This is a genomic window from Streptomyces sp. NPDC104313, from assembly GCF_055583985.1.
Map to the genome: position 1 here is coordinate 328,711 of NZ_JBVJMW010000007.1, position 23,188 is coordinate 351,898.

The 23,188-nt window shown below is 68.9% G+C and carries 25 protein-coding genes and 4 tRNA genes; 21 read left to right on the top strand and 8 right to left on the bottom strand.

Features of this window, described 5'->3' with window-relative positions; all coding sequences use genetic code 11:
• The first annotated feature begins 79 nt into the window (after positions 1 to 79).
• The 4 genes from mscL to ACZ60Q_RS19375 all read left to right on the top strand — a co-directional run bounded on the left by mscL (position 80) and on the right by ACZ60Q_RS19375 (position 2,509).
• Positions 80 to 547 carry a large conductance mechanosensitive channel protein MscL gene (mscL, locus tag ACZ60Q_RS19360; protein ID WP_469635745.1) on the top strand — a complete coding sequence of 156 codons (468 nt, stop codon included), beginning with the start codon at positions 80 to 82 and terminating at the stop codon, positions 545 to 547.
• 301 nt (positions 548 to 848) lie between these two features.
• A complete protein-coding gene (htpX, locus tag ACZ60Q_RS19365) occupies positions 849 to 1,712 on the top strand; it encodes a zinc metalloprotease HtpX (protein ID WP_469635747.1) in 864 nt (287 codons plus the stop codon).
• Positions 1,709 to 2,101: a YccF domain-containing protein gene (locus ACZ60Q_RS19370; protein WP_469635750.1), complete on the top strand. Its 393-nt coding sequence runs from the start codon at positions 1,709 to 1,711 to the stop codon at positions 2,099 to 2,101. Before htpX ends, ACZ60Q_RS19370 begins: the two co-directional genes overlap by 4 nt.
• 135 nt (positions 2,102 to 2,236) lie before the next feature.
• Complete coding sequence (locus tag ACZ60Q_RS19375) at positions 2,237 to 2,509, top strand: GlsB/YeaQ/YmgE family stress response membrane protein (protein WP_469635753.1); 273 nt, start codon at positions 2,237 to 2,239, stop codon at positions 2,507 to 2,509.
• A 47-nt stretch (positions 2,510 to 2,556) separates the two neighbouring features.
• Here the strand turns inward: ACZ60Q_RS19375 and ACZ60Q_RS19380 are convergent, their stop codons facing one another.
• The 3 genes from ACZ60Q_RS19380 to ACZ60Q_RS19390 form a co-directional block, all read right to left on the bottom strand.
• Complete coding sequence (locus ACZ60Q_RS19380; RefSeq protein ID WP_469635949.1) at positions 2,557 to 3,198, bottom strand: alpha-ketoglutarate-dependent dioxygenase AlkB family protein; 642 nt, start codon at positions 3,196 to 3,198, stop codon at positions 2,557 to 2,559.
• Between the two features lie 57 nt (positions 3,199 to 3,255).
• Positions 3,256 to 3,780, bottom strand: a complete 525-nt coding sequence (locus ACZ60Q_RS19385) for a methylated-DNA--[protein]-cysteine S-methyltransferase (protein ID WP_469635756.1) — start codon at positions 3,778 to 3,780, stop codon at positions 3,256 to 3,258.
• 247 nt (positions 3,781 to 4,027) lie between these two features.
• On the bottom strand, positions 4,028 to 4,516 hold the full coding sequence (locus tag ACZ60Q_RS19390; protein WP_469635759.1) for a YajQ family cyclic di-GMP-binding protein: 489 nt from the start codon (positions 4,514 to 4,516) through the stop codon (positions 4,028 to 4,030).
• Positions 4,517 to 4,678: 162 nt separating this feature from the next.
• Between ACZ60Q_RS19390 and ACZ60Q_RS19395 the strand changes: the two genes are divergently transcribed.
• Positions 4,679 to 4,760: transfer RNA gene (locus ACZ60Q_RS19395), tRNA-Tyr, on the top strand.
• Between the two features lie 81 nt (positions 4,761 to 4,841).
• Here ACZ60Q_RS19395 and ACZ60Q_RS19400 read toward each other — a convergent pair.
• Both ACZ60Q_RS19400 and ACZ60Q_RS19405 read right to left on the bottom strand, forming a co-directional pair.
• Positions 4,842 to 5,498, bottom strand: a complete 657-nt coding sequence (locus tag ACZ60Q_RS19400) for an SDR family oxidoreductase (protein WP_469635762.1) — start codon at positions 5,496 to 5,498, stop codon at positions 4,842 to 4,844.
• Positions 5,499 to 5,532: 34 nt separating this feature from the next.
• A complete protein-coding gene (locus tag ACZ60Q_RS19405) occupies positions 5,533 to 6,828 on the bottom strand; it encodes an amidohydrolase family protein (RefSeq protein WP_469635765.1) in 1,296 nt (431 codons plus the stop codon).
• A gap of 255 nt (positions 6,829 to 7,083) precedes the next feature.
• Here ACZ60Q_RS19405 and ACZ60Q_RS19410 point away from each other — a divergent pair.
• The 6 genes from ACZ60Q_RS19410 to ACZ60Q_RS19435 all read left to right on the top strand — a co-directional run bounded on the left by ACZ60Q_RS19410 (position 7,084) and on the right by ACZ60Q_RS19435 (position 9,799).
• Positions 7,084 to 7,156, top strand: a tRNA-Thr gene (locus ACZ60Q_RS19410).
• Positions 7,157 to 7,201: 45 nt separating this feature from the next.
• Positions 7,202 to 7,274, top strand: a tRNA-Met gene (locus ACZ60Q_RS19415).
• 88 nt (positions 7,275 to 7,362) lie between these two features.
• Positions 7,363 to 7,527 carry a 50S ribosomal protein L33 gene (rpmG, locus tag ACZ60Q_RS19420; RefSeq protein ID WP_003956487.1) on the top strand — a complete coding sequence of 55 codons (165 nt, stop codon included), beginning with the start codon at positions 7,363 to 7,365 and terminating at the stop codon, positions 7,525 to 7,527.
• 115 nt (positions 7,528 to 7,642) lie between these two features.
• The gene (locus tag ACZ60Q_RS19425) at positions 7,643 to 8,095 is read left to right on the top strand and encodes an FAS1-like dehydratase domain-containing protein (RefSeq protein ID WP_469635768.1); all 453 of its coding nucleotides are present in this window, start codon (positions 7,643 to 7,645) and stop codon (positions 8,093 to 8,095) included.
• Positions 8,095 to 8,523 carry a MaoC family dehydratase gene (locus tag ACZ60Q_RS19430; protein WP_469635770.1) on the top strand — a complete coding sequence of 143 codons (429 nt, stop codon included), beginning with the start codon at positions 8,095 to 8,097 and terminating at the stop codon, positions 8,521 to 8,523. The genes ACZ60Q_RS19425 and ACZ60Q_RS19430 overlap by 1 nt, the downstream gene beginning before the upstream one ends.
• A gap of 220 nt (positions 8,524 to 8,743) precedes the next feature.
• Positions 8,744 to 9,799 (top strand): UDP-N-acetylmuramate dehydrogenase, encoded by a 1,056-nt coding sequence (locus ACZ60Q_RS19435; RefSeq protein ID WP_469635773.1) that lies wholly within the window; start codon positions 8,744 to 8,746, stop codon positions 9,797 to 9,799.
• Positions 9,800 to 9,859: 60 nt separating this feature from the next.
• On the opposite strand, the gene ACZ60Q_RS19440 is transcribed toward ACZ60Q_RS19435, so the two are convergent.
• Positions 9,860 to 10,495, bottom strand: coding sequence for an NAD(P)-dependent oxidoreductase (locus ACZ60Q_RS19440; RefSeq protein ID WP_469635776.1), 636 nt, complete (start codon positions 10,493 to 10,495; stop codon positions 9,860 to 9,862).
• 96 nt (positions 10,496 to 10,591) lie between these two features.
• On the opposite strand from ACZ60Q_RS19440, the gene ACZ60Q_RS19445 reads away from it, so the two are divergent.
• Positions 10,592 to 11,203 (top strand): TetR/AcrR family transcriptional regulator, encoded by a 612-nt coding sequence (locus tag ACZ60Q_RS19445; RefSeq protein WP_469635779.1) that lies wholly within the window; start codon positions 10,592 to 10,594, stop codon positions 11,201 to 11,203.
• Here the strand turns inward: ACZ60Q_RS19445 and ACZ60Q_RS19450 are convergent.
• Together ACZ60Q_RS19450 and ACZ60Q_RS19455 are read right to left on the bottom strand one after the other, a co-directional pair.
• A complete protein-coding gene (locus tag ACZ60Q_RS19450; protein WP_469635782.1) occupies positions 11,196 to 12,209 on the bottom strand; it encodes an adenosine deaminase in 1,014 nt (337 codons plus the stop codon). The two genes, ACZ60Q_RS19445 and ACZ60Q_RS19450, sit on opposite strands and share 8 nt — an antisense overlap.
• Before the next feature lie 162 nt (positions 12,210 to 12,371).
• A complete protein-coding gene (locus ACZ60Q_RS19455) occupies positions 12,372 to 13,598 on the bottom strand; it encodes a pyridoxal phosphate-dependent aminotransferase (protein WP_469635784.1) in 1,227 nt (408 codons plus the stop codon).
• A gap of 212 nt (positions 13,599 to 13,810) precedes the next feature.
• On the opposite strand from ACZ60Q_RS19455, the gene ACZ60Q_RS19460 reads away from it, so the two are divergent.
• The 9 genes from ACZ60Q_RS19460 (at position 13,811) to rpoB (ending at position 23,183) form a co-directional block, all read left to right on the top strand.
• Positions 13,811 to 13,883 (top strand) — tRNA-Trp (locus ACZ60Q_RS19460).
• Positions 13,884 to 13,989: 106 nt separating this feature from the next.
• On the top strand, positions 13,990 to 14,274 hold the full coding sequence (gene secE, locus ACZ60Q_RS19465; protein WP_469635787.1) for a preprotein translocase subunit SecE: 285 nt from the start codon (positions 13,990 to 13,992) through the stop codon (positions 14,272 to 14,274).
• Positions 14,275 to 14,347: 73 nt separating this feature from the next.
• Positions 14,348 to 15,253: a transcription termination/antitermination protein NusG gene (gene nusG, locus ACZ60Q_RS19470; protein ID WP_469635790.1), complete on the top strand. Its 906-nt coding sequence runs from the start codon at positions 14,348 to 14,350 to the stop codon at positions 15,251 to 15,253.
• 177 nt (positions 15,254 to 15,430) lie between these two features.
• Positions 15,431 to 15,865, top strand: coding sequence for a 50S ribosomal protein L11 (gene rplK, locus ACZ60Q_RS19475; RefSeq protein WP_073740413.1), 435 nt, complete (start codon positions 15,431 to 15,433; stop codon positions 15,863 to 15,865).
• Positions 15,866 to 15,945: 80 nt separating this feature from the next.
• Positions 15,946 to 16,668 (top strand): 50S ribosomal protein L1, encoded by a 723-nt coding sequence (gene rplA / locus ACZ60Q_RS19480; protein WP_215107270.1) that lies wholly within the window; start codon positions 15,946 to 15,948, stop codon positions 16,666 to 16,668.
• A 172-nt stretch (positions 16,669 to 16,840) separates the two neighbouring features.
• On the top strand, positions 16,841 to 17,758 hold the full coding sequence (locus ACZ60Q_RS19485) for an SCO4651 family lipoprotein (protein WP_469635794.1): 918 nt from the start codon (positions 16,841 to 16,843) through the stop codon (positions 17,756 to 17,758).
• A gap of 273 nt (positions 17,759 to 18,031) precedes the next feature.
• Positions 18,032 to 18,589: a 50S ribosomal protein L10 gene (gene rplJ / locus ACZ60Q_RS19490; protein ID WP_103534810.1), complete on the top strand. Its 558-nt coding sequence runs from the start codon at positions 18,032 to 18,034 to the stop codon at positions 18,587 to 18,589.
• Positions 18,590 to 18,673: 84 nt separating this feature from the next.
• Positions 18,674 to 19,057, top strand: coding sequence for a 50S ribosomal protein L7/L12 (gene rplL, locus ACZ60Q_RS19495; protein ID WP_007445920.1), 384 nt, complete (start codon positions 18,674 to 18,676; stop codon positions 19,055 to 19,057).
• 640 nt (positions 19,058 to 19,697) lie between these two features.
• Positions 19,698 to 23,183 (top strand): DNA-directed RNA polymerase subunit beta, encoded by a 3,486-nt coding sequence (gene rpoB / locus ACZ60Q_RS19500; RefSeq protein WP_469635797.1) that lies wholly within the window; start codon positions 19,698 to 19,700, stop codon positions 23,181 to 23,183.
• Positions 23,184 to 23,188: the final 5 nt, after the last annotated feature.

The window sequence follows — 23,188 nt, forward strand, 5'->3', positions numbered from 1 at the left end:
CCCCCGCCACAGGGCATGGTCTTGGCTGCATACGTCACGTAATCGGCGTGGACGTGTCGGAACAAGAGGAGAGAGAGCAGTGCTGAACGGGTTCAAGGACTTCATCCTGCGCGGGAACGTCATCTCGATGGCGATCGGTCTCGCGGTCGGGGCCGCCTTCACCGCCGTCGTCACGGGCTTCAGCAATGCCTTCATCACGCCGCTGATCGGTCTCGCCACCCGCGGCACCGGAGACTTCAGCAAGGCCTTCTACGAGGTCGACGGTGTGAAGTTCCCCTACGGCCTCTTCATCAGCGCCGCGATCGCCTTCCTGATCACCGCCGCGGTGCTGTACTTCTGCGTCGTGGTCCCCATGGCCAAGGTGCAGAACCGCTTCGCGAAGGAGGAAGAGGCGGAGGCCGTCGACATCAAGGCCGCCCTCCGCGACTGCCCGCGCTGCTTCAGCGAGATCCCCGCCGTCGCCTCGCGCTGCGGCCACTGCACCAGCGAGGTCGAGCCCGACCCCGAGGCACTCTCCCTCGCCAAGCTCCCCGAACAGCAGCACTGACCGCACAACGGCACTGACAGACACAGCGGCACCGACCGCACCGCGCCGCACGACAAGTGGACGACTACTTGTAGGACCGTCGCACCACGAGGCGCCCCGCCACCCGTACGGCCCAGCGCCACTCCGTACGGGGCGGGGCGCCCGACCGGCGCGAACACACGGCACAGCCCCCGCCCTCCGGCCGCACGCACAAGGGAACTAGCTCCTCTCGCCTGGCGTTGACCAGTACAGGAGGCTCCACTGGGGAGTGGAGCACCACCATGCAAAGGGTTCCCCTGCTGCACCACTTGGAGGGCGTACCGTGCACCGCCGGCACAACGGGCTGAAGACCGCCGTACTCCTCGGGGGACTGTCCGCACTCATCATCATCATCGGCAGTTTCTTCGGACGTACGGGCCTCGTCGTCGCGCTCCTGGTAGCCGTCGGCACCAATGCCTACGCATACTGGAACAGCGACAAGCTCGCCCTGCGGGCCATGCGCGCCCGCCCCGTCAGCGAGTTCGAGGCGCCGCAGCTCTACCGCATCGTCCGCGAGCTCTCCACGGCGGCCCGCCAGCCCATGCCGCGCCTCTACATCTCCCCGACGCAGGCGCCCAACGCGTTCGCCACCGGCCGCAACCCGCGCAACGCCGCCGTCTGCTGCACCGAGGGCATCCTCCAGATCCTCGACGAACGCGAGCTGCGCGGCGTCCTCGGCCACGAGCTGAGCCATGTCTACAACCGGGACATCCTCATCGCGTCCGTCGCCGGAGCCCTCGCCTCCGTCGTGATGTTCCTGGTCAACTTCGCCTGGCTCATCCCGGTGGGCCGCTCCAACGACGACGAGGGACCCGGCCTCCTCGGGATGCTCCTGATCATGATCCTGGGACCGCTCGCCGCCTCCGTCATCCGGCTCGCCGTCAGCCGCTCCCGGGAGTACGAGGCCGACGCGTCCGGGGCCCAGCTCACCGGCGACCCGCTGGCCCTCGCCAGCGCCCTGCGCAAGCTCGACGCCGGAACGAAACAGCTCCCGCTGCCGCCCGAGCCCAGGATCGAGACCGCGAGCCACATGATGATCGCGAACCCGTTCCGCCCCGGCCGGGGGGCGGCGAGGATGTTCTCGACCCACCCGCCGATGGCGGAGCGGATCGCCCGACTAGAACAGATGGCAGGTCATCGCCCGTGAAAACCATCCTGAACGTCATCTGGCTGATCCTCTGCGGATTCTGGATGTTCCTCGGCTACCTGGTCGCGGGCCTCCTGCTCTGCATCACCATCATCGGCATCCCCTTCGGGCTCGCCGCCTTCAGGATCGGCGTCTACGCCCTCTGGCCGTTCGGCTACACCGTCGTCGACCGCCGGGACGCGGGCTCGCCCTCCTGCGTGGGGAACGTCCTCTGGCTGGTCCTCGCCGGATGGTGGCTCGCCCTCGGCCACATCACCACCGGCATCGCCCTGTGCATCACGATCATCGGCATCCCCCTGGGCATCGCCAACTTCAAGCTGATCCCCGTCTCCCTCATGCCCTTCGGCAAGGAGATCGTCCGCACGGATCAGCCCTTCGCAGCCCGGTAGCCCGCCCTGCCGCCCACCGGAGCGGGGTATGTCCGCCGGCGTCCGCTCAGACCTCGACGGACGCGCCCCGGGCAACCGAACGCATGCCCGCGACGTCTTGGGTTCCAAGACGAAGCAAGGGGTAGGTGAAGCGACATGGGCATCATCAGTTGGATCATTCTCGGGCTGCTCGCCGGAGTCATAGCGAAAATCCTCCTCCCGGGACGCGACCCGGGCGGCATCATCGGCACCACCCTCATCGGCATCGCCGGGGCCTTCGTCGGAGGCTGGCTCTCCAGCAGGTTCCTCGACCGCCCCATCAGCAACGGCTTCTACGACACCGCGACCTGGATCGCCGCCATCGCCGGTTCGCTGGTGCTGCTCATCGCCTACCGGCTGCTGTTCGGCAACTCCCGCGAACGCCGCTGACCCGAGGGCGGACACCGGACCGGCGAGCGGCCGGCGCACACCGCTTCCTACCGCACGTCCCGTGACGTCATCCCGGTCTCCCGCAACGTCAGGTTCAACCGGCCGGCCCGCAGCCCCGCGGCCGGGTCGGCCGGTCCCGCGTACACCTTCGGCACCCCGTGGAACGCGAAACGCGACGGCCCGCCGAAGACGAACAGATCCCCGGACGCCAACTCCACATCCGTGTAGGGCTGCCCGCGTCCCTCCGAGTTCCCGAAGCGGAACACGCACCTCGCCCCGATGCTCAACGACACCACAGGAGCACTCGACCACTCCTCCTTGTCCTGATGCATGCCCATGCGCGCGGTTTCGTCATAGAAGTTGATCAGCGCGGTATCCGGAGCGAACGCCTCCGCCGCACGCTCGTCCCCGTAGGCCTCGGCCACCGCCGCCCGCCCCAGATCGCCCAGCCAGTCCGGGAACGCGGCCACTCGGGCGCCATTCACGTCGTCAGCCCTACGCACGTATCGGTACGGCCGCCAGTGCCACCCCAGGCACACCGTCCGCACCGACATCACCCCACCGCCCGGCAGCACCGTGTGCCGCAACGGGACCGGCCCCCGCGCCCACTGACGACACGCCGCCACCAACTCCGCCCGCCGCTCCACCGTCAGCCACTCCGGCACATGGACGGCCCCCGGCGCGACCACCCTCCGCGGCCGCCGGAACAGGCCGTCCGAGGACGGCGGCAGCCCTGGCACCACGGCTCAGCCCGCCCCGCCCTCGATCCCCAGCAGCAGCTTCTTCCGCTCCAGCCCACCCGCGTACCCCCGCAGCGCCTCGTCCGCCCCGATCACCCGGTGGCACGGCCGCACGACCAGCAACGGATTGCGCCCGATCGCCGTGCCCACCGCCCGCACCCCCGCACCCGAGGCCCCGACCCGCGCCGCGACCTCCCCGTACGACACCGTGCTTCCGTAGGGGATCGACTCCAGCACCGCCCAGACCCGCCGCTGGAACTCCGTGCCCGCACCCTCCGCCAGCGGCACGTCGAACCGTGTCGAGCGCCCCGCGAAGTACGCCTCCAACTGCCGGGAGACCTCCGCGAACGCCTCGGGGGCGTGCCGCCAGTCGTCCTGGACGACCACGCCGCCCTTCTGGCCGGGCACCGACAGCGAGCGCAGCCGGACACCGGCCACCCCGGCCACGTCCGGCCCGTCCGCCACTACCTCGCCGACCAGCAGCAACTCGCCCAGCGGGCTCTCCACCCGCGCGTACACCGTCGTCGTCATGCCTTCTCACTTCCCCGGTCGGTACGGCCAGTCTGCGCCCGCCCGCCGCACCCCACCGGCGGTATACGGACATCGCACCCTCGTCCCGGGGTCCGGCACACGAAGAGGCACACCGTCGAGGTCGGCCTCGGCGGCGTGCCCCCGTCGTACTCAGCCCAGTCCAGCCCAGTCCAGCCCAGTCCAGCCCGGGCTCGCCTCAGCTCGGCTCAAGCGATCCGGCAACGCCCGTACGGATCGGAGCGGTTGATCACCGGTAGTTCGCGAACTGCACCGCGAAGTCGAAGTCCTGCCCCTTCAGCAGCGCCTGTACGGCCTGCAGATCGTCCCGGCTCTTCGAGCTGACCCGCAGCTCGTCACCCTGGACCTGCGCCTTGACGCCCTTCGGGCCCTCGTCCCGGATGATCTTCGCCACCTTCTTGGCGTTGTCCTGGGAGATACCTTCCTCGATCGTGGCGAAGATCTTGTACTCCTTGCCGGAGAGCTGCGGCTCACCGGCGTCCAGCGACTTCAGCGAGATGCCGCGCTTGATCAGCTTGGACTGGAAGATGTCGAGGATGGCCTTGACGCGCTCCTCGCCGTTCGCCTCCATCAGAATCTTCTCGCCCGACCACGAGATCGAGGCGCCCGTGCCCTTGAAGTCGTAACGCTGGGAGATCTCCTTGGCGGCCTGGTTGAGGGCGTTGTCGACCTCCTGCCGCTCGACCTTCGAGACGATGTCGAAACTGGAGTCGGCCATGACGTGTGGCTCCTTGCGTCGAATGCTGGGGATACAGCGCAAGCCTAGCCACCGCCGCCCCCTCCGGCCGCTGACCAATCAGGTGGCGGAGCACCCCGGACCATCAGGTATTGTTCATGTCGTCGCCAAGGAGATCATCACGAGATCCAACGCGTCGTTCGAGGCGGTGTGCCCGAGTGGCCAAAGGGAGCAGACTGTAAATCTGCCGGCTCAGCCTACCCAGGTTCGAACCCTGGCGCCGCCACGCGAACGAAGCCCCCGACCGGTTCTTCCGGTCGGGGGCTTCCTCGTTGTCCGGGCACGCGGGCGAGGGGGCCACTGCGGATCAGTTGCCCGCGACGTCCTTCACGGCCACCGCCACCGGCACGTTCCCGGAGATCGCCTCGAGGGTGAGGCCCGCCGTCGCGGGGGTGTCCAACAGCTCCAGCAGTGTGGCCGCCACGTCGTCGCGGGGGATCGGGCCGCGGCCCGTCGAGGCGGCCAGGACGACCTGCCCGGTGCCCGCGTCGTTGGTCAGCATGCCGGGGCGCAGGATCGTCCAGTCCAGCGTGGTGCGGGAGCGTACGTCGGCGTCGGCGGCGCCCTTGGCTCGCAGATACACGTCGAAGACCTCGTCGCCGGGGTGGCCCGGGTCTGCGCCCATCGAGGAGACGACGAGGTAGCGGCGGACGCCCGCGGCCTCGGCCGCGTCGGCGAACAGCACGGCCGCGTCGCGGTCGACGGTGTCCTTGCGGGCGACTCCGCTGTTCGGCCCCGCGCCCGCGGCGAAGACGGCCGCGTCCGCGCCCCGCAGCACCTCCGCGGCCTGCTCCACAGTGGCCGATTCGAGGTCCAGCACGGCGGGTTGGGCGCCGGCTTCGGTCAGGTCCTGACTCTGTTGGGGGTTGCGGATGATCCCTACGGCTTCATCCCCGCGTGCGGCGAGCAGCCGCTCCAGCCGCAGTGCGATCTGTCCGTGTCCACCTGCGATGACAATGCGCATACCACCGACCGTACGCCCGGGGGCCCGGTCGCGCTCAGTTCCTCGGCCCGGAGCCGGAGTCGGGCCGCCCCTGGCGCGGGAGTCCGCCGAGGCCCGCGGCGGCGTCGGCATCGGAGTCACAGTACTCGCGTACGGCGCTGGTGCGGGCGACGATCCGGCCGCCGTGCACGACGATGCGGCTGTAGGCGAGGGAGAGCACTGCGGAGAGCCGTTCGCCGCGTACGGCGAGGAGTTCGGCGGGGAAGCCCGCCTCGACGCGCACGTCGGGAAGGCCGAGGGCCGCTCGGGCGGCCGTGGAGACCAGCGCGTACGCCTGTTCGGCACGTAACCCCGCCTGCGAGGCGAGGAGGTAGGCGGCTTCGAGCGGATCGCCACGACCGACCGGGTTGGCCGTGTCCCGCAACGCACCGCTGCCCGCCGCGACGCGTACGCCGGCGGAGCGCAGCAGGCGTACGGGGGCGGTCGTACGGCGCTCCGCACCGGCGCAGCCCCCCTGGGGCAGGCAGACCACGGTGATCCCGGCGGCGGCGAGCCGGTCGGCGGCACGGGCCGCGGTGTCCAGGGGCAGGTGGGCCAGGCCGCCGCAGGGACCGAGCGTGACGCCGGGGCGCAGGCCGGCGGCCATCGTGGCGAGCCGGGCCAGGCGGGCGGGGTCGTCGCCGTCGGTGTGCAGGTCCACGGGGCAGCCGTGCTCGGCCGCGATCTCCAGGACGGCCTCGGTGTAGCCCGTGGGGTCGGGGTCGAGGTCGGGGCAGCCGCCGACGACGGCCGCGCCCATCTTGACCGCGTCCCGGAGCATCGCGAGGCTGTCCGCTCCGGCGATGCCGGTGAGGAGCCGGGGGACCGCGACGGGCATGACGTCGGCGAGGCCGCGCAGGGCGCGCCGGGTTTTCAGGACGGCTTCGAGCGGGGCGAGGCCCTGGACGTCGCCGACGCGGACGTGGGTGCGCAGGGCGGTGGCGCCGTGGCCGAGCTGGAGGAGGGCGGCCTCGGTGGCGCGGCGCTGGATGTCCTCGGCGCGGTGGGAGGCGGGTCCGGGACTGTCGGGGCCCGCGCTGTCCGCGGTGAGGGCGGTGTCACTGTGGGCGTGGGGTTCGGCCGGGGCGGGGAGCAGGAGATAGCCGCGGAGGTCGATGCGGGGGCCGCGGGTGGTGAGACTGCCCGCGGTGCCGACGGCCTCGATCCGGCTGCCGCTCAGACGTACGTCGACGGCTCGGCCGTCGGCGAGGCGGGCGCCGCCGAGGACGAGGGCGGGGTTGTCGGCGGTGGTGGCTGCGTCGGCGCTGTCGGGCGCGTTGTCGTCGGGCCGCCGTGGCTGGCTGTCAGGCATCGCGCTCCTGGGAGGGGTGCAAGATCACACGGAGTGGCCACACCCTAGGGGCGTGCGGGGGCGGCGTCCGGGAGGAGCGGAATAGTCGTACCGGTGCGCCTGTGTCAGCCGTCGGCCGGGCCTGTTCCGGAGGCGGAGGAGGCCTGGATCAAGGCCTGATCAGGGGGTGTGGGAGGCCCCGGACGGAGGGCCGGAGGGTGCGGCACAAACGGATTTGGGCAACCGGCGGGGGACCGTGTAATGTCTTCATCGCTCGCCCCAATAGCTCAGTCGGTAGAGCGTCTCCATGGTAAGGAGAAGGTCTGCGGTTCGATTCCGCATTGGGGCTCTGGTGATCGGGAAACCCTGCTTCGGCGGGGGGACTCGTCATCAAAGCGGTGTAGCTCAGTCGGTAGAGCAAGCGGCTCATAATCGCTGTGTCACCGGTTCAAGTCCGGTCACCGCTACTAACGGTAGCCGATTGTTGGGTCGGTCCTTCGATCGGCTACCCTTTTATGCGTTCATCCGTCCACCGTCCGTCCAAGGAGCACTCACGTGGCTGCCACCGACGTCCGCCCGAAGATCACGCTGGCCTGCGTGGAGTGCAAGGAGCGGAACTACATCACCAAGAAGAACCGGCGTAACAACCCGGACCGTCTTGAGATGAAGAAGCACTGCCCGCGCTGCAACTCGCACACCGCGCACCGCGAAACGCGCTGAATCAGGCTCGTACACGAGGCCGTCCCCTCCTGGGGGCGGCCTCGTGTCGTTGTATGGGGTCGTTCCCGCACGGGGGCGTGCCCTTATTCGTCTTTCATCAGGAGGTAGCGAGCTCATGGCGCTCGACCAGTCCTTCGTGGGGCGGACCTATCCGCCCACTCCGGCGTACGAGGTCGGCCGGGAGAAGATCCGCGAGTTCGCCGAGGCGGTGGGCGACACCCATCCGGCGTACGTCGACGCGGAGGCCGCCCGTGCACTCGGCCACGCCGATGTGATCGCGCCGCCCACGTTCGTCTTCTCGATCACCTACCGGGCCGCCGGAGAGGTGGTGCAGGACCCGCAGCTGGGCCTGGACTACAGCCGGGTGGTCCACGGGGACCAGAAGTTCAGTTACGTGCGTCCGGTGCGGGCGGGGGACCGGCTGACGGTCACCTCGACGATCGAGAGCATCAAGTCCCTGGCGGGCAACGACGTTCTCGACATTCGCGGGGATGTGCACGACGAGGCCGGTGAGCTGGTGGTCACGGCGCTCACGAAGCTGGTGGCGCGCGCCGCCGAGGAGGCGTGATGACGGCGAAGGTCTCTTACGGGTCGGTCGAGGTCGGTACGGAACTGCCGGGGCGGACGTTCCCGGTGACGCGAGCCGTACTCGTGCAGTACGCGGGCGCCTCGGGTGACTTCAACCCCATCCACTGGAACGAGAAGTTCGCGCGCGAGGTCGGGCTGCCGGATGTGATCGCGCACGGCATGTTCACGATGGCCGAGGCGATCCGGGTGGTCACGGACTGGGTCGGCGACCCGGGCGCGGTCGTCGACTACGGGGTGCGTTTCACGAAGCCGGTCGTCGTCCCCAACGACGACAAGGGCGCGCTGATCGAGGTCAGCGGCAAGGTCGCGGCGAAGCTGGACGACAACCTGGTCCGGGTGGATCTGGTCGCTCTGTGCGACGGCAAGAAGGTGCTGGGGATGTCCCGGGCCGTGGTCCGGCTCGCCTGAGACGTACCCCGCCGCCGTCGGGGGCCGCCCGGTCACGGTTCACCGCGGCTGTTCGCGGACAGGACGGCGCCCGCCGTCCGGATCGGGGCCGGTGGCCGCCTGGGCCCGTCTCCGGTGTGCCCGACGGATCCTGAACGGGTCCGCCGGACGGGGCCCGGCCCCGGCGTACGGTCCGTGGCCCCGCACGAGCGGCGGGGGCGCGGACCGTACTCTTGTCCCCGTGCAGGAACTCCACGACGCCCCCCTCGCCCCCCTGACCACCTTCCGGCTCGGCGGCCCCGCCGCCCGGCTGCTGACCGCCACGAGCGACGCCGAGGTGATCGCCGCCGTGCGCGAGGCCGACGCGAGCGGCACCCCGCTGCTGGTGATCGGCGGCGGATCCAACCTGGTCATCGGGGACAAGGGCTTCGACGGGACCGCCCTGCGGATCGCCACGAAGGGCTTCACGCTCTCGGGGACGTCCCTGGAGCTGGCGGCCGGCGAGGTGTGGACCGACGCCGTTGCCCGCACCGTCGAGGCGGGACTCGCGGGCATCGAGTGCCTGGCCGGCATCCCTGGATCCGCGGGCGCGACACCCATCCAGAACGTCGGTGCGTACGGACAGGAGGTGTCCACCACCATCACGGAGGTCATCGCCTACGACCGGCGCACCGAGGAGACGGTGACGATTCCGAACGCGGAGTGCGCGTTCTCCTACCGTCACAGCCGCTTCAAGGCCGAACCCGACCGCTTCGTGGTGCTGCGTGTCCGATTCGAGCTGGAAGAGGCCGCCGGGCTTTCCGCGCCCCTGAAGTACCCCGAAACGGCCAGATCCATGGGCGTCGAGCAGGGCGACCGCGTCCCGCTGACGGCCGCCCGCGAGACCGTGCTGCGGCTGCGCGCCGGCAAGGGCATGGTGCTGGACCCGGAGGACCACGACACCTGGTCGGCGGGGTCCTTCTTCACCAACCCGATCCTCGAACCGGCGGCGTTCCAGGACTTCCTCACCCGGGTCGGCGAGCACCTCGGCCCGGACGTGACGCCCCCGGCCTTCCCCGCCGAGGACGGCCGCACCAAGACCTCGGCGGCCTGGCTGATCGACCGGGCCGGATTCACCAAGGGCTACGGCAGCGGTCCCGCCCGCATCTCCACCAAGCACACCCTCGCCCTCACCAACCGGGGCGCGGCCACCACCGAGGACCTGCTCGCCCTGGCCCGCGAGGTCGTCGCCGGGGTGCACGCGGCTTTCGGCGTCACCCTGGTCAACGAGCCGGTGACGGTCGGCGTCAGCCTGTAAGAGGCGTCGGCCTGTAGGAAGACGTAGGGCTGCGGGAAGACATACGTGGTCGGTGCGCGGTCAGTACGCGATGCCCACGCCCTGCCGCACGGCCGCCGGGTCCTCGATCAACGCGAGCATCGCGTGTGCCACATCGGCCCGGGAGATGGACCGGCTGCTGCGCGGCGTGCCGCCCACGACGTGCCGGTAGACGCCCGTACGCGGCCCGTCCGTCAGCTTCGGCGGTCGTACCGCGGTCCAGTCCGTCGCACTGCGGGCCAACGCCGCCTCCATCCGGGCGAGATCGGCGTACAGCTCCGCCAGGACCGCCCCGACCGCCTTGCGCATCAGCCGGTCCACCAAGGGGTCGTCCTCCGGTTCCGGCCCCACGGGCACCGCGCTCACCACCAGCAGCCGCCGGGAGCCCTCGGCCTCCATCGCCGTCAGGATCTGCCCGGTCAGCCGTTCGGTGATGCCGTTCGCCTTCCGGCCGCGTGAGCCCAGCCCCGAGAGGACCGCGTCCCGCCCCGCCACCGCCGCCCGCACCGCCGCCGGATCGTCCAGCCGGACGGCGGCGTGCAGCGCCGCGCGATCCAGCGGCTCCGGGAGCCGGTCCGGGTCGCGGACCACGACCGTCACCTCGTGGCCCGCCGCGAGTGCCTGCCCCACGGCCTCCCGGCCGACGCCGCCGGTCGCCCCGAACACGGTGATTCTCATAGCGCTCCCTGGTGGGTGAGTGTTCACTAACCTCTAGGGTGGGTGACTCCCCATCCGGACGTCAAGATCTCCGGGTCACGGCCTGTTGGAGCACGCATGGACCAGAAGCCCGCCCGCGTCCGGATCGTCGACGCGGCGCACGAACTGATGCTCTCCATCGGCCTCGCCAGGACCACCACCAAGGAGATCGCCAGGGCGGCCGGCTGCTCGGAGGCCGCGCTCTACAAGTACTTCTCCGGCAAGGAGGAACTGTTCGTCACCGTTCTCGCGGAGCGGCTGCCCCGGCTCGGGAACCTCCTCGGGGACCTGCGCGCAGGCGAGGGCAGCGTCGAGGGCAACCTCACCGACATCGCCCGCGTGGCCGCCCTGTTCTACGAGCAGACCTTCCCCATGGCCGCGTCCCTGTACGCCGAACCCCGGCTCAAACGCCGCCACGAACAGGGCATGGAGGGGCTGGGAGCCGGTCCCCACCTGCCGATCCAGCAGCTCGACGCCTATCTGCGCGCCGAGCAGGGCGCGGGCCGGGTCCGGGCCGAAGCGGACACCTACGCCGCCGCCTCCCTGCTGCTGGGCGCGTGCGCCCAAAGGGCCTTCGCCTACGCCGCGCTCCCCGGCGGTACTCCGCCGCAGCCCCTGGACGAATTCGCCGTCTCCCTGGCCCGCACACTGCTGGGCGGGATCGGCCCGGGGGCGTCCGGGATCAGCTAGCCAGCCAGTCGTCGATCCCGGAGAGCAGCTTCTCCCGTACGTCCACGGGGGCCGCAGATCCGCGCACCGACTGGCGGGCCAGCTCGGCCAGCTCCTCGTCGGTGAAGCCGTGGTGGCGGCGCACCAGTTCGTACTGGGCGGCCAGCCGGGAACCGAACAGCAGCGGATCGTCCGCCCCCAGCGCCATCGGCACGCCCGCGTCGAACAGAGTGCGCAGGGGGACATCGGCGGGCTTCTCGTAGACGCCGAGCGCCACGTTCGACGATGGGCAGACCTCGCAGGTGACCCCGCGCTCGGCGAGCTTGCGCAGCAGCCGGGGGTCCTCCGCGGCCCTGACGCCGTGGCCGATGCGCGAGGCTTCCAGGTCGTCCAGGCAGTCGCGCACACTGGAGGGCCCGGCGAGCTCCCCGCCGTGCGGAGCCGCCAGCAGGCCGCCCTCGCGGGCGATCGCGAAAGCACGGTCGAAGTCGCGGGCCATACCGCGCCGCTCGTCGTTGGAGAGCCCGAAGCCGACGACGCCCCGGTCCGCGTAGCGCACGGCGAGCCGGGCCAGGGTGCGGGCGTCCAGCGGGTGCTTCATCCGGTTGGCGGCGATCACCACGCGCATGCCCAGACGGGTGTCCCTGGCGGCGCTGTCCACGGCGTCGAGGATGATCTCGATGGCCGGGATCAGCCCGCCGAGCAGCGGGGCGTACGAGGTGGGGTCGACCTGGATCTCGAGCCAGCCGGAGCCGTCCGCGACGTCCTCCTGGGCGCTCTCGCGCACCAGGCGGTGAATGTCCTCCGGCGACCGCAGACACGACCGGGCGATGTCGTAGAGGCGCTGGAATCGGAACCAGCCGCGCTCGTCGGTCGCCCGCAGTTTCGGTGGCTCTCCGCCGGTCAGGGCGTCGGGGAGGCGGACCCCGTACTTGTCGGCGAGTTCGATCAGGGTGGTGGGCCGCATCGACCCGGTGAAGTGCAGGTGCAGGTGGGCCTTGGGCAACAGACGTACATCACGCTCCATTGGAAGATCCTGCCGCACGGGCGGGCCGGAGCGGTAGTCGCTTTCCCGTTCAGGGGTGCCGCTCGAACAAAAAGCGCCCCCGGCCGACACGAAAGGCGCCCCCGGCCGATGGAGGATCCCAGCGGCCGGGGGCGCCTTTCGTACGAGCGGTTGTGCGACCGGTCAGGCCTTGGCCTCGCCCAGCAGCTTCTGGATCCGCGAGACGCCCTCGATCAGGTCGTCGTCGCCCAGGGCGTAGGACAGGCGCAGGTAGCCCGGGGTGCCGAAGGCCTCGCCCGGGACGACGGCGACCTCGGCCTCGTCCAGGATGAGCGCGGCCAGCTCGACGGTGGTGGCCGGACGCTTGCCGCGGATCTCCTTGCCGAGCAGGTCCTTCACCGCCGGGTAGGCGTAGAACGCGCCCTCGGGCTCGGGGCAGAACACCCCGTCGATCTCGTTGAGCATCCGTACGACGATCCCCCGGCGGCGGTCGAAGGCGGTGCGCATCTCGGCAACGGCGTCCAGCGGGCCGGAGACGGCCGCGAGCGCGGCGACCTGGGCGACGTTGGAGACGTTGGAGGTGGCGTGCGACTGGAGGTTGGTCGCGGCCTTGACGACGTCCCTGGGGCCGATGAACCAGCCCACCCGCCAGCCGGTCATCGCGTACGTCTTGGCGACGCCGTTGACGACGATGCACTTGTCGCGCAGTTCGGGGACGATCGCCGGGAGCGAGGTGAAGGTGGCGTCGCCGTAGACGAGGTGCTCGTAGATCTCGTCGGTGAGCACCCACAGGCCGTGCTCGACGGCCCAGCGGCCGATGGCCTCGGCGTCGGCCTCGCTGTAGACGGCGCCGGTCGGGTTGGACGGCGAGACGAACAGGACGACCTTGGTCTTCTCGGTGCGCGCGGCCTCCAACTGCTCGACGGAGACCCGGTAGCCCGTGGTCTCGTCGGCCACGACCTCGACCGGGACACCGCCGGCGAGCCGGATCGACTCGGGGTAGGTGGTCCAGTACGGGGCTGGGACGATGACCTCGTCGCCCGGATCGAGGATCGCGGCGAAGGCCTGATAGATGGCTTGCTTGCCACCGTTGGTCACCAGGATCTGGCTGGCGTCGACCTCGTAGCCGGAGTCGCGCAGGGTCTTCTCCGCGATGGCGGCCTTGAGCTCGGGGAGCCCGCCTGCGGGGGTGTAGCGGTGGTACTTCGGGTTGCGGCAGGCCTCGACCGCGGCGTCGACGATGTAGTCGGGCGTCGGGAAGTCGGGCTCGCCGGCCCCGAAGCCGATCACCGGACGCCCGGCGGCCTTGAGGGCCTTGGCCTTGGCGTCGACGGCGAGGGTCGCGGACTCGGAGATCGCACCGATGCGGGCCGAAACCCGGCGCTCGGACGGTGAAGTTGCAGCGCTCATGGCCCCATGCTCCCAGACCGCGAAAGCCGTCGGCACAGCGGTTTCAGGGACCGGACAGGACCCGGACAGCATGCGGACAGGGCCGGTCGGTACTTGTCTGTTCGACGCGGTGGCCCTGAACACGTACACTCACCTGTCGTTGGCCTTCACCAGCCGCACTGTTCCTGCACCCGGTCACCGGGAAAGATGCGGTAGGTTGGTGGAAACCACAAAGGGTCGTAGCTCAATTGGTAGAGCACTGGTCTCCAAAACCAGCGGTTGGGGGTTCAAGTCCCTCCGGCCCTGCTACACACTCCTTCGCCGGGATGTGTGCGCATGTACGTACTTCATTGCACAGCCGTGCGGCTCCCCCGGGCGCGGCACGGCCACGACCCGGAATCAGGTGAGTAGCGTGACGGACGCCGTGGGCTCCATCGACATGCCTGATGCTGAGGATGAAGCTCCCGAGTCCAAGAAGACTCGGAAGGGCGGCAAGCGCGGCAAGAAGGGCCCTCTGGGTCGACTCGCGCTGTTCTACCGCCAGATCGTCGCCGAACTCCGTAAGGTTGTCTGGCCGACCCGTAGCCAGCTGACGACGTACACCTCCGTGGTGATCGTGTTCGTCGTCGTCATGATCGGTCTTGTTACCGTTCTCGACATGGGCTTCGCCCGGGTCATCAAGTACGTCTTCGGCTGATCTCGCGGAAGGCGTCCGACCCGGCGCCCCTTTCGCACGTTCCACCCTTTGTATCCAGGAAGAAGCAGCCATCGTGTCTGACCCGAACCTGAACGACGCCGTCGAGCCCGAGGCTGGCGCCTTCGAGTCCGCCAAGGACGAGCTCGACATCGTTGAGGCTGCTGACTCCGTGGACCCGGACCAGGCCGAGGCCGCCGACCTCGCCGCGGGCGAGCCCGCCGAGCAGGCCGCCGTGAAGGCCGAGGCGGAGGAGTCCGACGAGGACGCCGCCGACGAGGCAGCCGCTTCCGTCGAGGACGAGGCCGCTGAGGAAGAGGCCGCCGAGAGCGCCGACGAGGAAGAGGCCGAGCCGGCCGCCCCCGTCGACCCCGTCGCCGCCCTGCGCGAGGAGCTCCGCGCTCTCCCCGGCGAGTGGTACGTCATCCACACGTACGCCGGTTACGAGAAGCGCGTGAAGGCCAACCTGGAGCAGCGCGCCGTCTCGCTGAACGTGGAGGAGTTCATCTATCAGGCCGAGGTGCCTGAGGAGGAAATCGTCCAGATCAAGAACGGCGAGCGCAAGAACGTCCGGCAGAACAAGCTCCCCGGCTACGTGCTGGTGCGCATGGACCTGACGAACGAGTCCTGGGGCGTCGTGCGGAACACGCCGGGCGTCACCGGCTTCGTGGGCAACGCCTACGACCCGTACCCGCTGACCCTGGACGAGATCGTCAAGATGCTCGCCCCGGAGGCCGAGGAGAAGGCCGCCCGCGAAGCCGCCGAGGCCGAGGGCAAGCCCGCTCCGTCCCGCAAGGTCGAGGTCCAGGTGCTGGACTTCGAGGTCGGCGACTCGGTCACCGTCACGGACGGCCCGTTCGCCACCCTTCAGGCCACGATCAACGAGATCAACGCCGACTCGAAGAAGGTCAAGGGCCTCGTCGAGATCTTCGGCCGCGAGACCCCGGTCGAGCTCAGCTTCGACCAGATCCAGAAGAACTAGCGCTTCCCGCCGGTTTCTGGACACATGCCTACCCAGCAGGTCAGAGGGGCTTCGCAGCCGCTCTGACCTGCTGGGTTTTTGGTCGCGCAGCTATACCCGTTATCGTTGTGCGGTATGCCTCCATCCGGATGACCGGAATTGGCGGCGAAACACTCTCACTAGGACCCGGAGAGAGCAATGCCTCCCAAGAAGAAGAAGATCACGGGGCTTATCAAGCTCCAGATCAACGCCGGTGCGGCGAACCCGGCCCCGCCGGTCGGCCCCGCGCTCGGTCAGCACGGTGTCAACATCATGGAGTTCTGCAAGGCCTACAACGCCGCGACCGAGTCGCAGCGTGGCATGGTCGTGCCGGTGGAGATCACGGTCTACGACGACCGCTCCTTCACCTTCATCACGAAGACTCCGCCGGCCGCCAAGCTGATCCTCAAGGCCGCGGGTGTGGACAAGGGCTCCGGCGAGCCGCACAAGACCAAGGTCGCCAAGCTGACGGCCGCCCAGGTCCGCGAGATCGCCACGACGAAGCTCCCCGACCTGAACGCCAATGACCTCGACGCCGCGTCGAAGATCATTGCCGGCACCGCCCGTTCCATGGGCATCACGGTCGAAGGCTGATTCAGCCCCGTACCCCCCAGTGGTAGGACCAAGCGCTGGTCCGCACCACGACTCCACACTCTGAAACCACAGGAGTAGAAGTGAAGCGCAGCAAGAACCTCCGCGCTGCGGACGCCAAGATCGACCGGGAGCGCAACTACGCCCCGCTCGAGGCCGTCCGTATCGCCAAGGACACCGCCTCCACGAAGTTCGACAGCACCGTCGAGGTCGCCTTTGCCCTGGGTGTCGACCCGCGCAAGGCCGACCAGATGGTCCGTGGCACCGTGAACCTCCCGCACGGCACCGGCAAGACCGCCCGGGTCCTGGTCTTCGCGACCGGTGACCGTGCTGCGGCCGCGGAAGCCGCTGGAGCCGACATCGTCGGCGCCGACGAGCTCATCGACGAGGTGGCGAAGGGCCGTCTGGACTTCGACGCCGTCGTCGCGACCCCGGACCTCATGGGCAAGGTCGGCCGCCTGGGCCGCGTGCTCGGTCCGCGTGGTCTGATGCCGAACCCGAAGACCGGCACCGTCACCCCCGATGTCGTGAAGGCTGTCAACGACATCAAGGGCGGCAAGATCGAGTTCCGCGTCGACAAGCACTCGAACCTGCACTTCATCATCGGCAAGACCTCGTTCGACGAGACCAAGCTGGTGGAGAACTACGCAGCGGCGCTGGACGAGATCCTCCGTCTGAAGCCGTCCGCCGCCAAGGGCCGCTACATCAAGAAGGCCACCCTGGCCACCACGATGGGCCCCGGCATCCCGCTGGACTCCAACCGCACCCGCAACCTCCTCGTCGAGGAGGACCCGGCCTCCGTCTGAGCCTTTCGTGCTCACCCGGTAGCCGCGTCGTACGCGTGCACTGTGTGAACGGGCCCCGCAACCTTTCGAGGTGCGGGGCCCGTCCTCGTACCCGTAAGGCCCTCTGGCTGTCAGTGCCCTGTGTCACTGTGGTTCTGGAGGGCGACGGACGACACGAGGGGCGGACCGTTACATGAGGACGAGCACGGCACGACGCATGGGCACGGCTCTGGCCGCCGCGGCGGCACTGACGTCGATAGCGGCCTGCAGTGGCTCGGAGGGCTCGGGGGGATCCAGCGGCTCCGGCAAGGACAAGGCGGGCGCCGTCTCCAGGGCGAGCCCCGTGGCCGCGCTGAAGCAGGTGCAGCGGAAGACCGGGGGCGCCCGGTCGGCGAAGGTCGAGGGCACCACCGAGGTGGGCAGCGCCATGTCCATGAAGCAGTCCGGGGTCATCGGCTGGGCCGACGGACTCTCGGGCGCGCTGACCATCACGTACACCGGCGGCACCATGGGCGACGCCCTGAAACAGGCCGGCGGCGACGGATCGGTCCAGGCGCGCTACTTCAAGGACGAGTACTACGCCAACATGGGCGACGCCATGGCGGCCAACGCCGGCGGCAAGCACTGGATCCGGTACTCCTACAAGGACCTCGCCGAGTTGGGCGGGGCCTCCGGTGACGTCATGCAGGACCAGGTCCGAAACAGCACGCCCGAGCAGGGCGTGAAGGCGCTCCTGGCCTCCGGCGACGTGAAGAAGGTCGGTCAGGAGGACGTCCGCGGGGTCCCCGCGACGCACTACTCCGGCACGGTCGACGTGGCCGACCTGACCGCGAAGAACAGCAACCTGGACGCGAAGCAGCTGGCGGCCTTCAAGGAGCAGCTCGCCCTGGCCGGGGTGACCACCCAGACCGTCGACATCTGGGTCGACAAGAACGACCTGCTGGTGAAGAAGACCGAGCGTGGCGAGATGAAGACCGGCACGTTCGACTCGACGCTCTTCTACAGCGACTACGGCACCGAGGTCTCCTCCCGGAAGCCGGCGGCCTCGGACACCGTGGACTTCAAGGAGATGCTGAAGCAGCAGGGCGCTACCCCGGGCGGCGTCTCCTGACACCTCCCGTGACGGACGAACGGGGACGGATTTGCTCGTCCCCCATCCGGTCGCGTACTCTCACCAAGAAGCCAAAGACCGCTGGTCGTCACTGTGCCTCGCAAGAGGGACGGTGACCGAAGGTTCCGCTAGATCGGACGACCTGCGCAGGTGACTGTGGAACGCTCCCGGACTCTGTTCGGTCGAGCCGCGCCCTGGCACCTGTGCTGGGGCGTTTCGTCTTTCCCGGCCCCTTCTGAGCGGTCCTCATCACCCGGAAGGAGGCCGACGCTCATGGCAAGGCCCGACAAGGCTGCCGCGGTAGCCGAGCTGACGGACCAGTTCCGCAGCTCGAACGCCGCCGTGCTGACCGAGTACCGGGGTCTCACCGTGGCACAGCTCAAGGAGCTGCGCCGTTCGCTCGGTGAGAACGCCCAGTACGCCGTGGTGAAGAACACGCTGACCAAGATTGCGGCCAACGAGGCCGGGATCGACACGCTGGACGACCTGTTCTCGGGTCCGACGGCGGTTGCCTTCGTCACCGGTGACCCGGTGGAGTCGGCGAAGGGTCTTCGTGACTTCGCCAAGGACAACCCCAACCTCATCATCAAGGGCGGTGTCCTTGACGGTAAGGCGCTGTCCGCCGATGAGTTCAAGAAGCTCGCGGACCTCGAGTCCCGCGAGGTTCTGCTCTCCAAGCTGGCCGGTGCTTTCAAGGGCAAGCAGACGCAGGCGGCGCAGGTCTTCCAGGCCCTGCCGTCGAAGTTCGTCCGCACCGCGGAAGCTCTTCGCGCCAAGAAGGAAGAGCAGGGCGGTGCCGGTACTCCGGCTCCCGCCGAGGCCGCCGAGTAATTTCGCTCAGCGGTCCAGCGGGCTCCACGTACGCCCGCCGACACATACATCCGGCACCTGCCGAATAGTGGAAGGACGCCTATCATGGCGAAGCTGTCCCAGGACGACCTGCTCGCGCAGTTCGAAGGCATGACCCTCATCGAGCTCTCCGAGTTCGTCAAGGCCTTCGAGGAGAAGTTCGACGTCACCGCCGCCGCGGCCGTCGCCGTCGCCGGTCCCGCCGCGGGCGGCGCCCCGGCTGAGGCCGAGGCCGAGCAGGACGAGTTCGACGTCATCCTCACCGGTGCCGGCGAGAAGAAGATCCAGGTCATCAAGGTCGTGCGTGAGCTGACCTCGCTGGGTCTGAAGGAGGCCAAGGACCTCGTCGACGGCACCCCGAAGCCGGTCCTCGAGAAGGTCGCCAAGGAGGCCGCCGAGAAGGCTGCCGAGTCCCTCAAGGCCGCCGGCGCTTCCGTCGAGGTCAAGTGACTTCGAGAGTCTCCTGACTCTCCCGAGGCCGTCCTCGCCGTAAGGCGATGACATCTCCTCACCGAAGGGCGATCACCCATCCGGGTGGTCGCCCTTCGGCGTGCCCGTGGCGGGTGCCTTGCTCTTCCGGCGACGACGAGTAGGGTGATCTTCGCCGTGCGCCTCCCGCGGGCCCCTCAGGGGCGTCCTGCGGGCATCCCGGGGGTGGCCGGTGAAGGCTCCTGGAGGTCCGATCGGACCGGCGGGCCTTGACGAACCGGACGCGGCGCGCAATTCTCAGGACGCGTCATCACTTCGATCCGTATCCGAGGCATGGATCGAGAGTGAAGAGGGCAGTAAAGAAGAGCGCACCCCGCGCGAGGGCCAGGGCTAGACATAGGTGTTGAGAACAGCTGTTGAGAGCAACGTGGGTCTCTGAGAACCCCGACTGGACATCAGTGTGCCGCTTGGCTACACTGACCCTTTGCGCTGCCTGTTAGCTGCCTCCTGCCCGTCACCAGGGGCATGCCCACGCTGAAGCACCGATGGCCGACCCCCTCCGACCTGGTCGCATTGCGACCGATTCGGAACGGTCTGTCTTTGTGTCCAGGGTGGGACCGGTACGCGCGTAGTGAGTCCGAGCCCTCGGAAGGACCCCCTCTTGGCCGCCTCGCGCAACGCCTCGACCGCGAATACGAACAACGGTGCCAGCACCGCCCCGCTGCGCATCTCCTTTGCAAAGATCAAGGAGCCCCTCGAGGTTCCGAACCTCCTCGCGCTGCAGACCGAAAGCTTTGACTGGCTCCTCGGTAACGCCGCCTGGAAGGCTCGCGTCGAGGCTGCTCTGGACAGTGGACAAGACGTCCCCACCAAGTCCGGCCTGGAGGAGATCTTCGAGGAGATCTCACCGATCGAGGACTTCTCCGGGTCGATGTCGCTTACGTTCCGCGACCACCGCTTCGAGCCCCCGAAGAACTCGATCGACGAGTGCAAGGAGCGCGACTTCACGTTCGCCGCGCCGCTCTTCGTCACGGCCGAGTTCACCAACAACGAGACCGGCGAGATCAAGTCCCAGACGGTCTTCATGGGCGACTTCCCGCTCATGACCAACAAGGGCACCTTCGTCATCAACGGCACCGAGCGTGTCGTCGTGTCGCAGCTGGTCCGCTCGCCGGGTGTCTACTTCGACTCCTCCATCGACAAGACGTCCGACAAGGACATCTTCTCCGCCAAGATCATCCCCTCCCGGGGCGCCTGGCTGGAGATGGAGATCGACAAGCGCGACATGGTCGGTGTCCGCATCGACCGCAAGCGCAAGCAGTCCGTCACCGTCCTCCTGAAGGCGCTCGGCTGGAGCACCGAGCAGATCCTGGAGGAGTTCGGCCAGTACGAGTCGATGCGCGCCACCCTGGAGAAGGACCACACCCAGGGCCAGGACGACGCACTGCTCGACATCTACCGCAAGCTGCGTCCGGGCGAGCCGCCGACGCGCGAGGCGGCTCAGACGCTGCTCGAGAACCTCTACTTCAACCCGAAGCGCTACGACCTCGCGAAGGTCGGCCGCTACAAGGTGAACAAGAAGCTCGGCGCCGATGAGCCGCTGGACGCCGGGGTGCTCACCACCGACGACGTCATCGCGACCATCAAGTACCTGGTCAAGCTGCACGCCGGTGAGACCGAGACGACCGGTGAGTCGGGTCGCGAGATCGTCGTCGAGACCGACGACATCGACCACTTCGGCAACCGTCGTCTGCGCAACGTCGGCGAGCTCATCCAGAACCAGGTCCGTACGGGCCTGGCGCGGATGGAGCGCGTCGTGCGCGAGCGCATGACCACGCAGGACGTCGAGGCGATCACGCCGCAGACTCTGATCAACATCCGGCCGGTCGTCGCCTCCATCAAGGAGTTCTTCGGCACCAGCCAGCTGTCGCAGTTCATGGACCAGAACAACCCGCTGTCGGGTCTCACCCACAAGCGCCGTCTGTCGGCCCTTGGCCCGGGTGGTCTCTCCCGTGAGCGGGCCGGCTTCGAGGTCCGCGACGTGCACCCGTCCCACTACGGACGCATGTGCCCGATCGAGACCCCCGAAGGCCCGAACATCGGTCTGATCGGTTCGCTCGCCTCGTTCGGCCGCGTCAACGCGTTCGGCTTCATCGAGACGCCGTACCGCAAGGTCGTCGACGGCCAGGTCACCGACGAGGTCGACTACGTCACGGCCGACGAGGAGGACCGCTTCGTCATCGCCCAGGCGAACGCCGTGCTCTCCGACGAGCTGCGCTTCACCGAGCCCCGCGTCCTGGTCCGCCGTCGTGCCGGGGAGGTCGACTACGTGCCCGGCACGGACGTCGACTACATGGATGTCTCGCCGCGCCAGATGGTGTCCGTCGCCACCGCGATGATCCCCTTCCTGGAGCACGACGACGCCAACCGTGCCCTCATGGGCGCGAACATGATGCGCCAGGCGGTGCCGCTCATCAAGTCGGAGGCCCCGCTGGTGGGCACCGGCATGGAGTACCGCTGCGCCACCGACGCCGGCGACGTCCTCAAGGCCGAGAAGGACGGTGTGGTCCAGGAGGTCTCCGCGGACTACATCACCGTCACGAACGACGACGGCACGTACACCACGTACCGCATCGCCAAGTTCATGCGCTCCAACCAGGGCACCTCGGTCAACCAGAAGGTCGTCGTCTCCGAGGGCGACCGGATCATCGCCGACCAGGTGCTCGCCGACGGACCGGCCACCGAGAACGGTGAGATGGCCCTCGGCAAGAACCTGCTCGTGGCGTTCATGCCGTGGGAAGGTCACAACTACGAGGACGCGATCATCCTGTCGCAGCGCCTCGTGCAGGACGACGTCCTCTCCTCGATCCACATCGAGGAGCACGAGGTCGACGCCCGTGACACCAAGCTCGGCCCGGAGGAGATCACCCGGGACATCCCGAACGTCTCCGAAGAGGTCCTCGCCGACCTCGACGAGCGCGGCATCATCCGGATCGGTGCCGAGGTCGTCGCCGGCGACATCCTCGTCGGCAAGGTCACGCCCAAGGGCGAGACCGAGCTGACCCCCGAGGAGCGCCTGCTCCGCGCGATCTTCGGTGAGAAGGCGCGCGAGGTGCGCGACACCTCGCTGAAGGTGCCGCACGGTGAGATCGGCAAGGTCATCGGCGTCCGCGTCTTCGACCGCGAAGAGGGCGACGAGCTGCCGCCGGGCGTGAACCAGCTGGTCCGCGTCTACGTCGCGCAGAAGCGCAAGATCACCGATGGTGACAAGCTCGCCGGCCGTCACGGCAACAAGGGCGTCATCTCCAAGATCCTGCCGATCGAGGACATGCCGTTCCTGGAGGACGGCACCCCGGTCGACATCATCCTCAACCCGCTGGGTGTCCCGTCCCGAATGAACCCGGGACAGGTCCTGGAGATCCACCTCGGCTGGCTCGCCAGCCGCGGCTGGGACGTCTCCGGCCTCGGTGACGAGTGGGCCCAGCGCCTGCAGCTCATCGGCGCCGACCAGGTCGCCCCCGGCACCAACGTCGCCACGCCCGTCTTCGACGGTGCGCGCGAGGACGAGATCACCGGCCTCTTCCAGGCCACGATCCCCAACCGCGACGGCGACCGCCTGGTCCAGCCCTCCGGCAAGGCCCAGCTCTACGACGGTCGCTCCGGCGAGCCGTTCCCGGAGCCGGTCTCGGTCGGGTTCATGTACATCCTCAAGCTGCACCACCTGGTCGACGACAAGCTGCACGCGCGTTCGACCGGCCCGTACTCCATGATCACCCAGCAGCCGCTGGGTGGTAAGGCACAGTTCGGTGGTCAGCGCTTCGGTGAGATGGAGGTGTGGGCCCTTGAGGCATACGGCGCCGCATACGCCCTCCAGGAGCTCCTGACGATCAAGTCCGACGACGTGACCGGCCGCGTGAAGGTCTACGAGGCCATCGTCAAGGGCGAGAACATCCCCGAGCCCGGCATTCCCGAGTCCTTCAAGGTGCTCATCAAGGAAATGCAGTCGCTCTGCCTCAACGTGGAGGTGCTGTCCTCGGACGGCATGTCCATCGAGATGCGCGACACGGACGAGGACGTCTTCCGCGCGGCGGAGGAACTCGGTATCGACCTGTCCCGGCGCGAGCCGAGCAGCGTCGAAGAGGTCTGACGGGC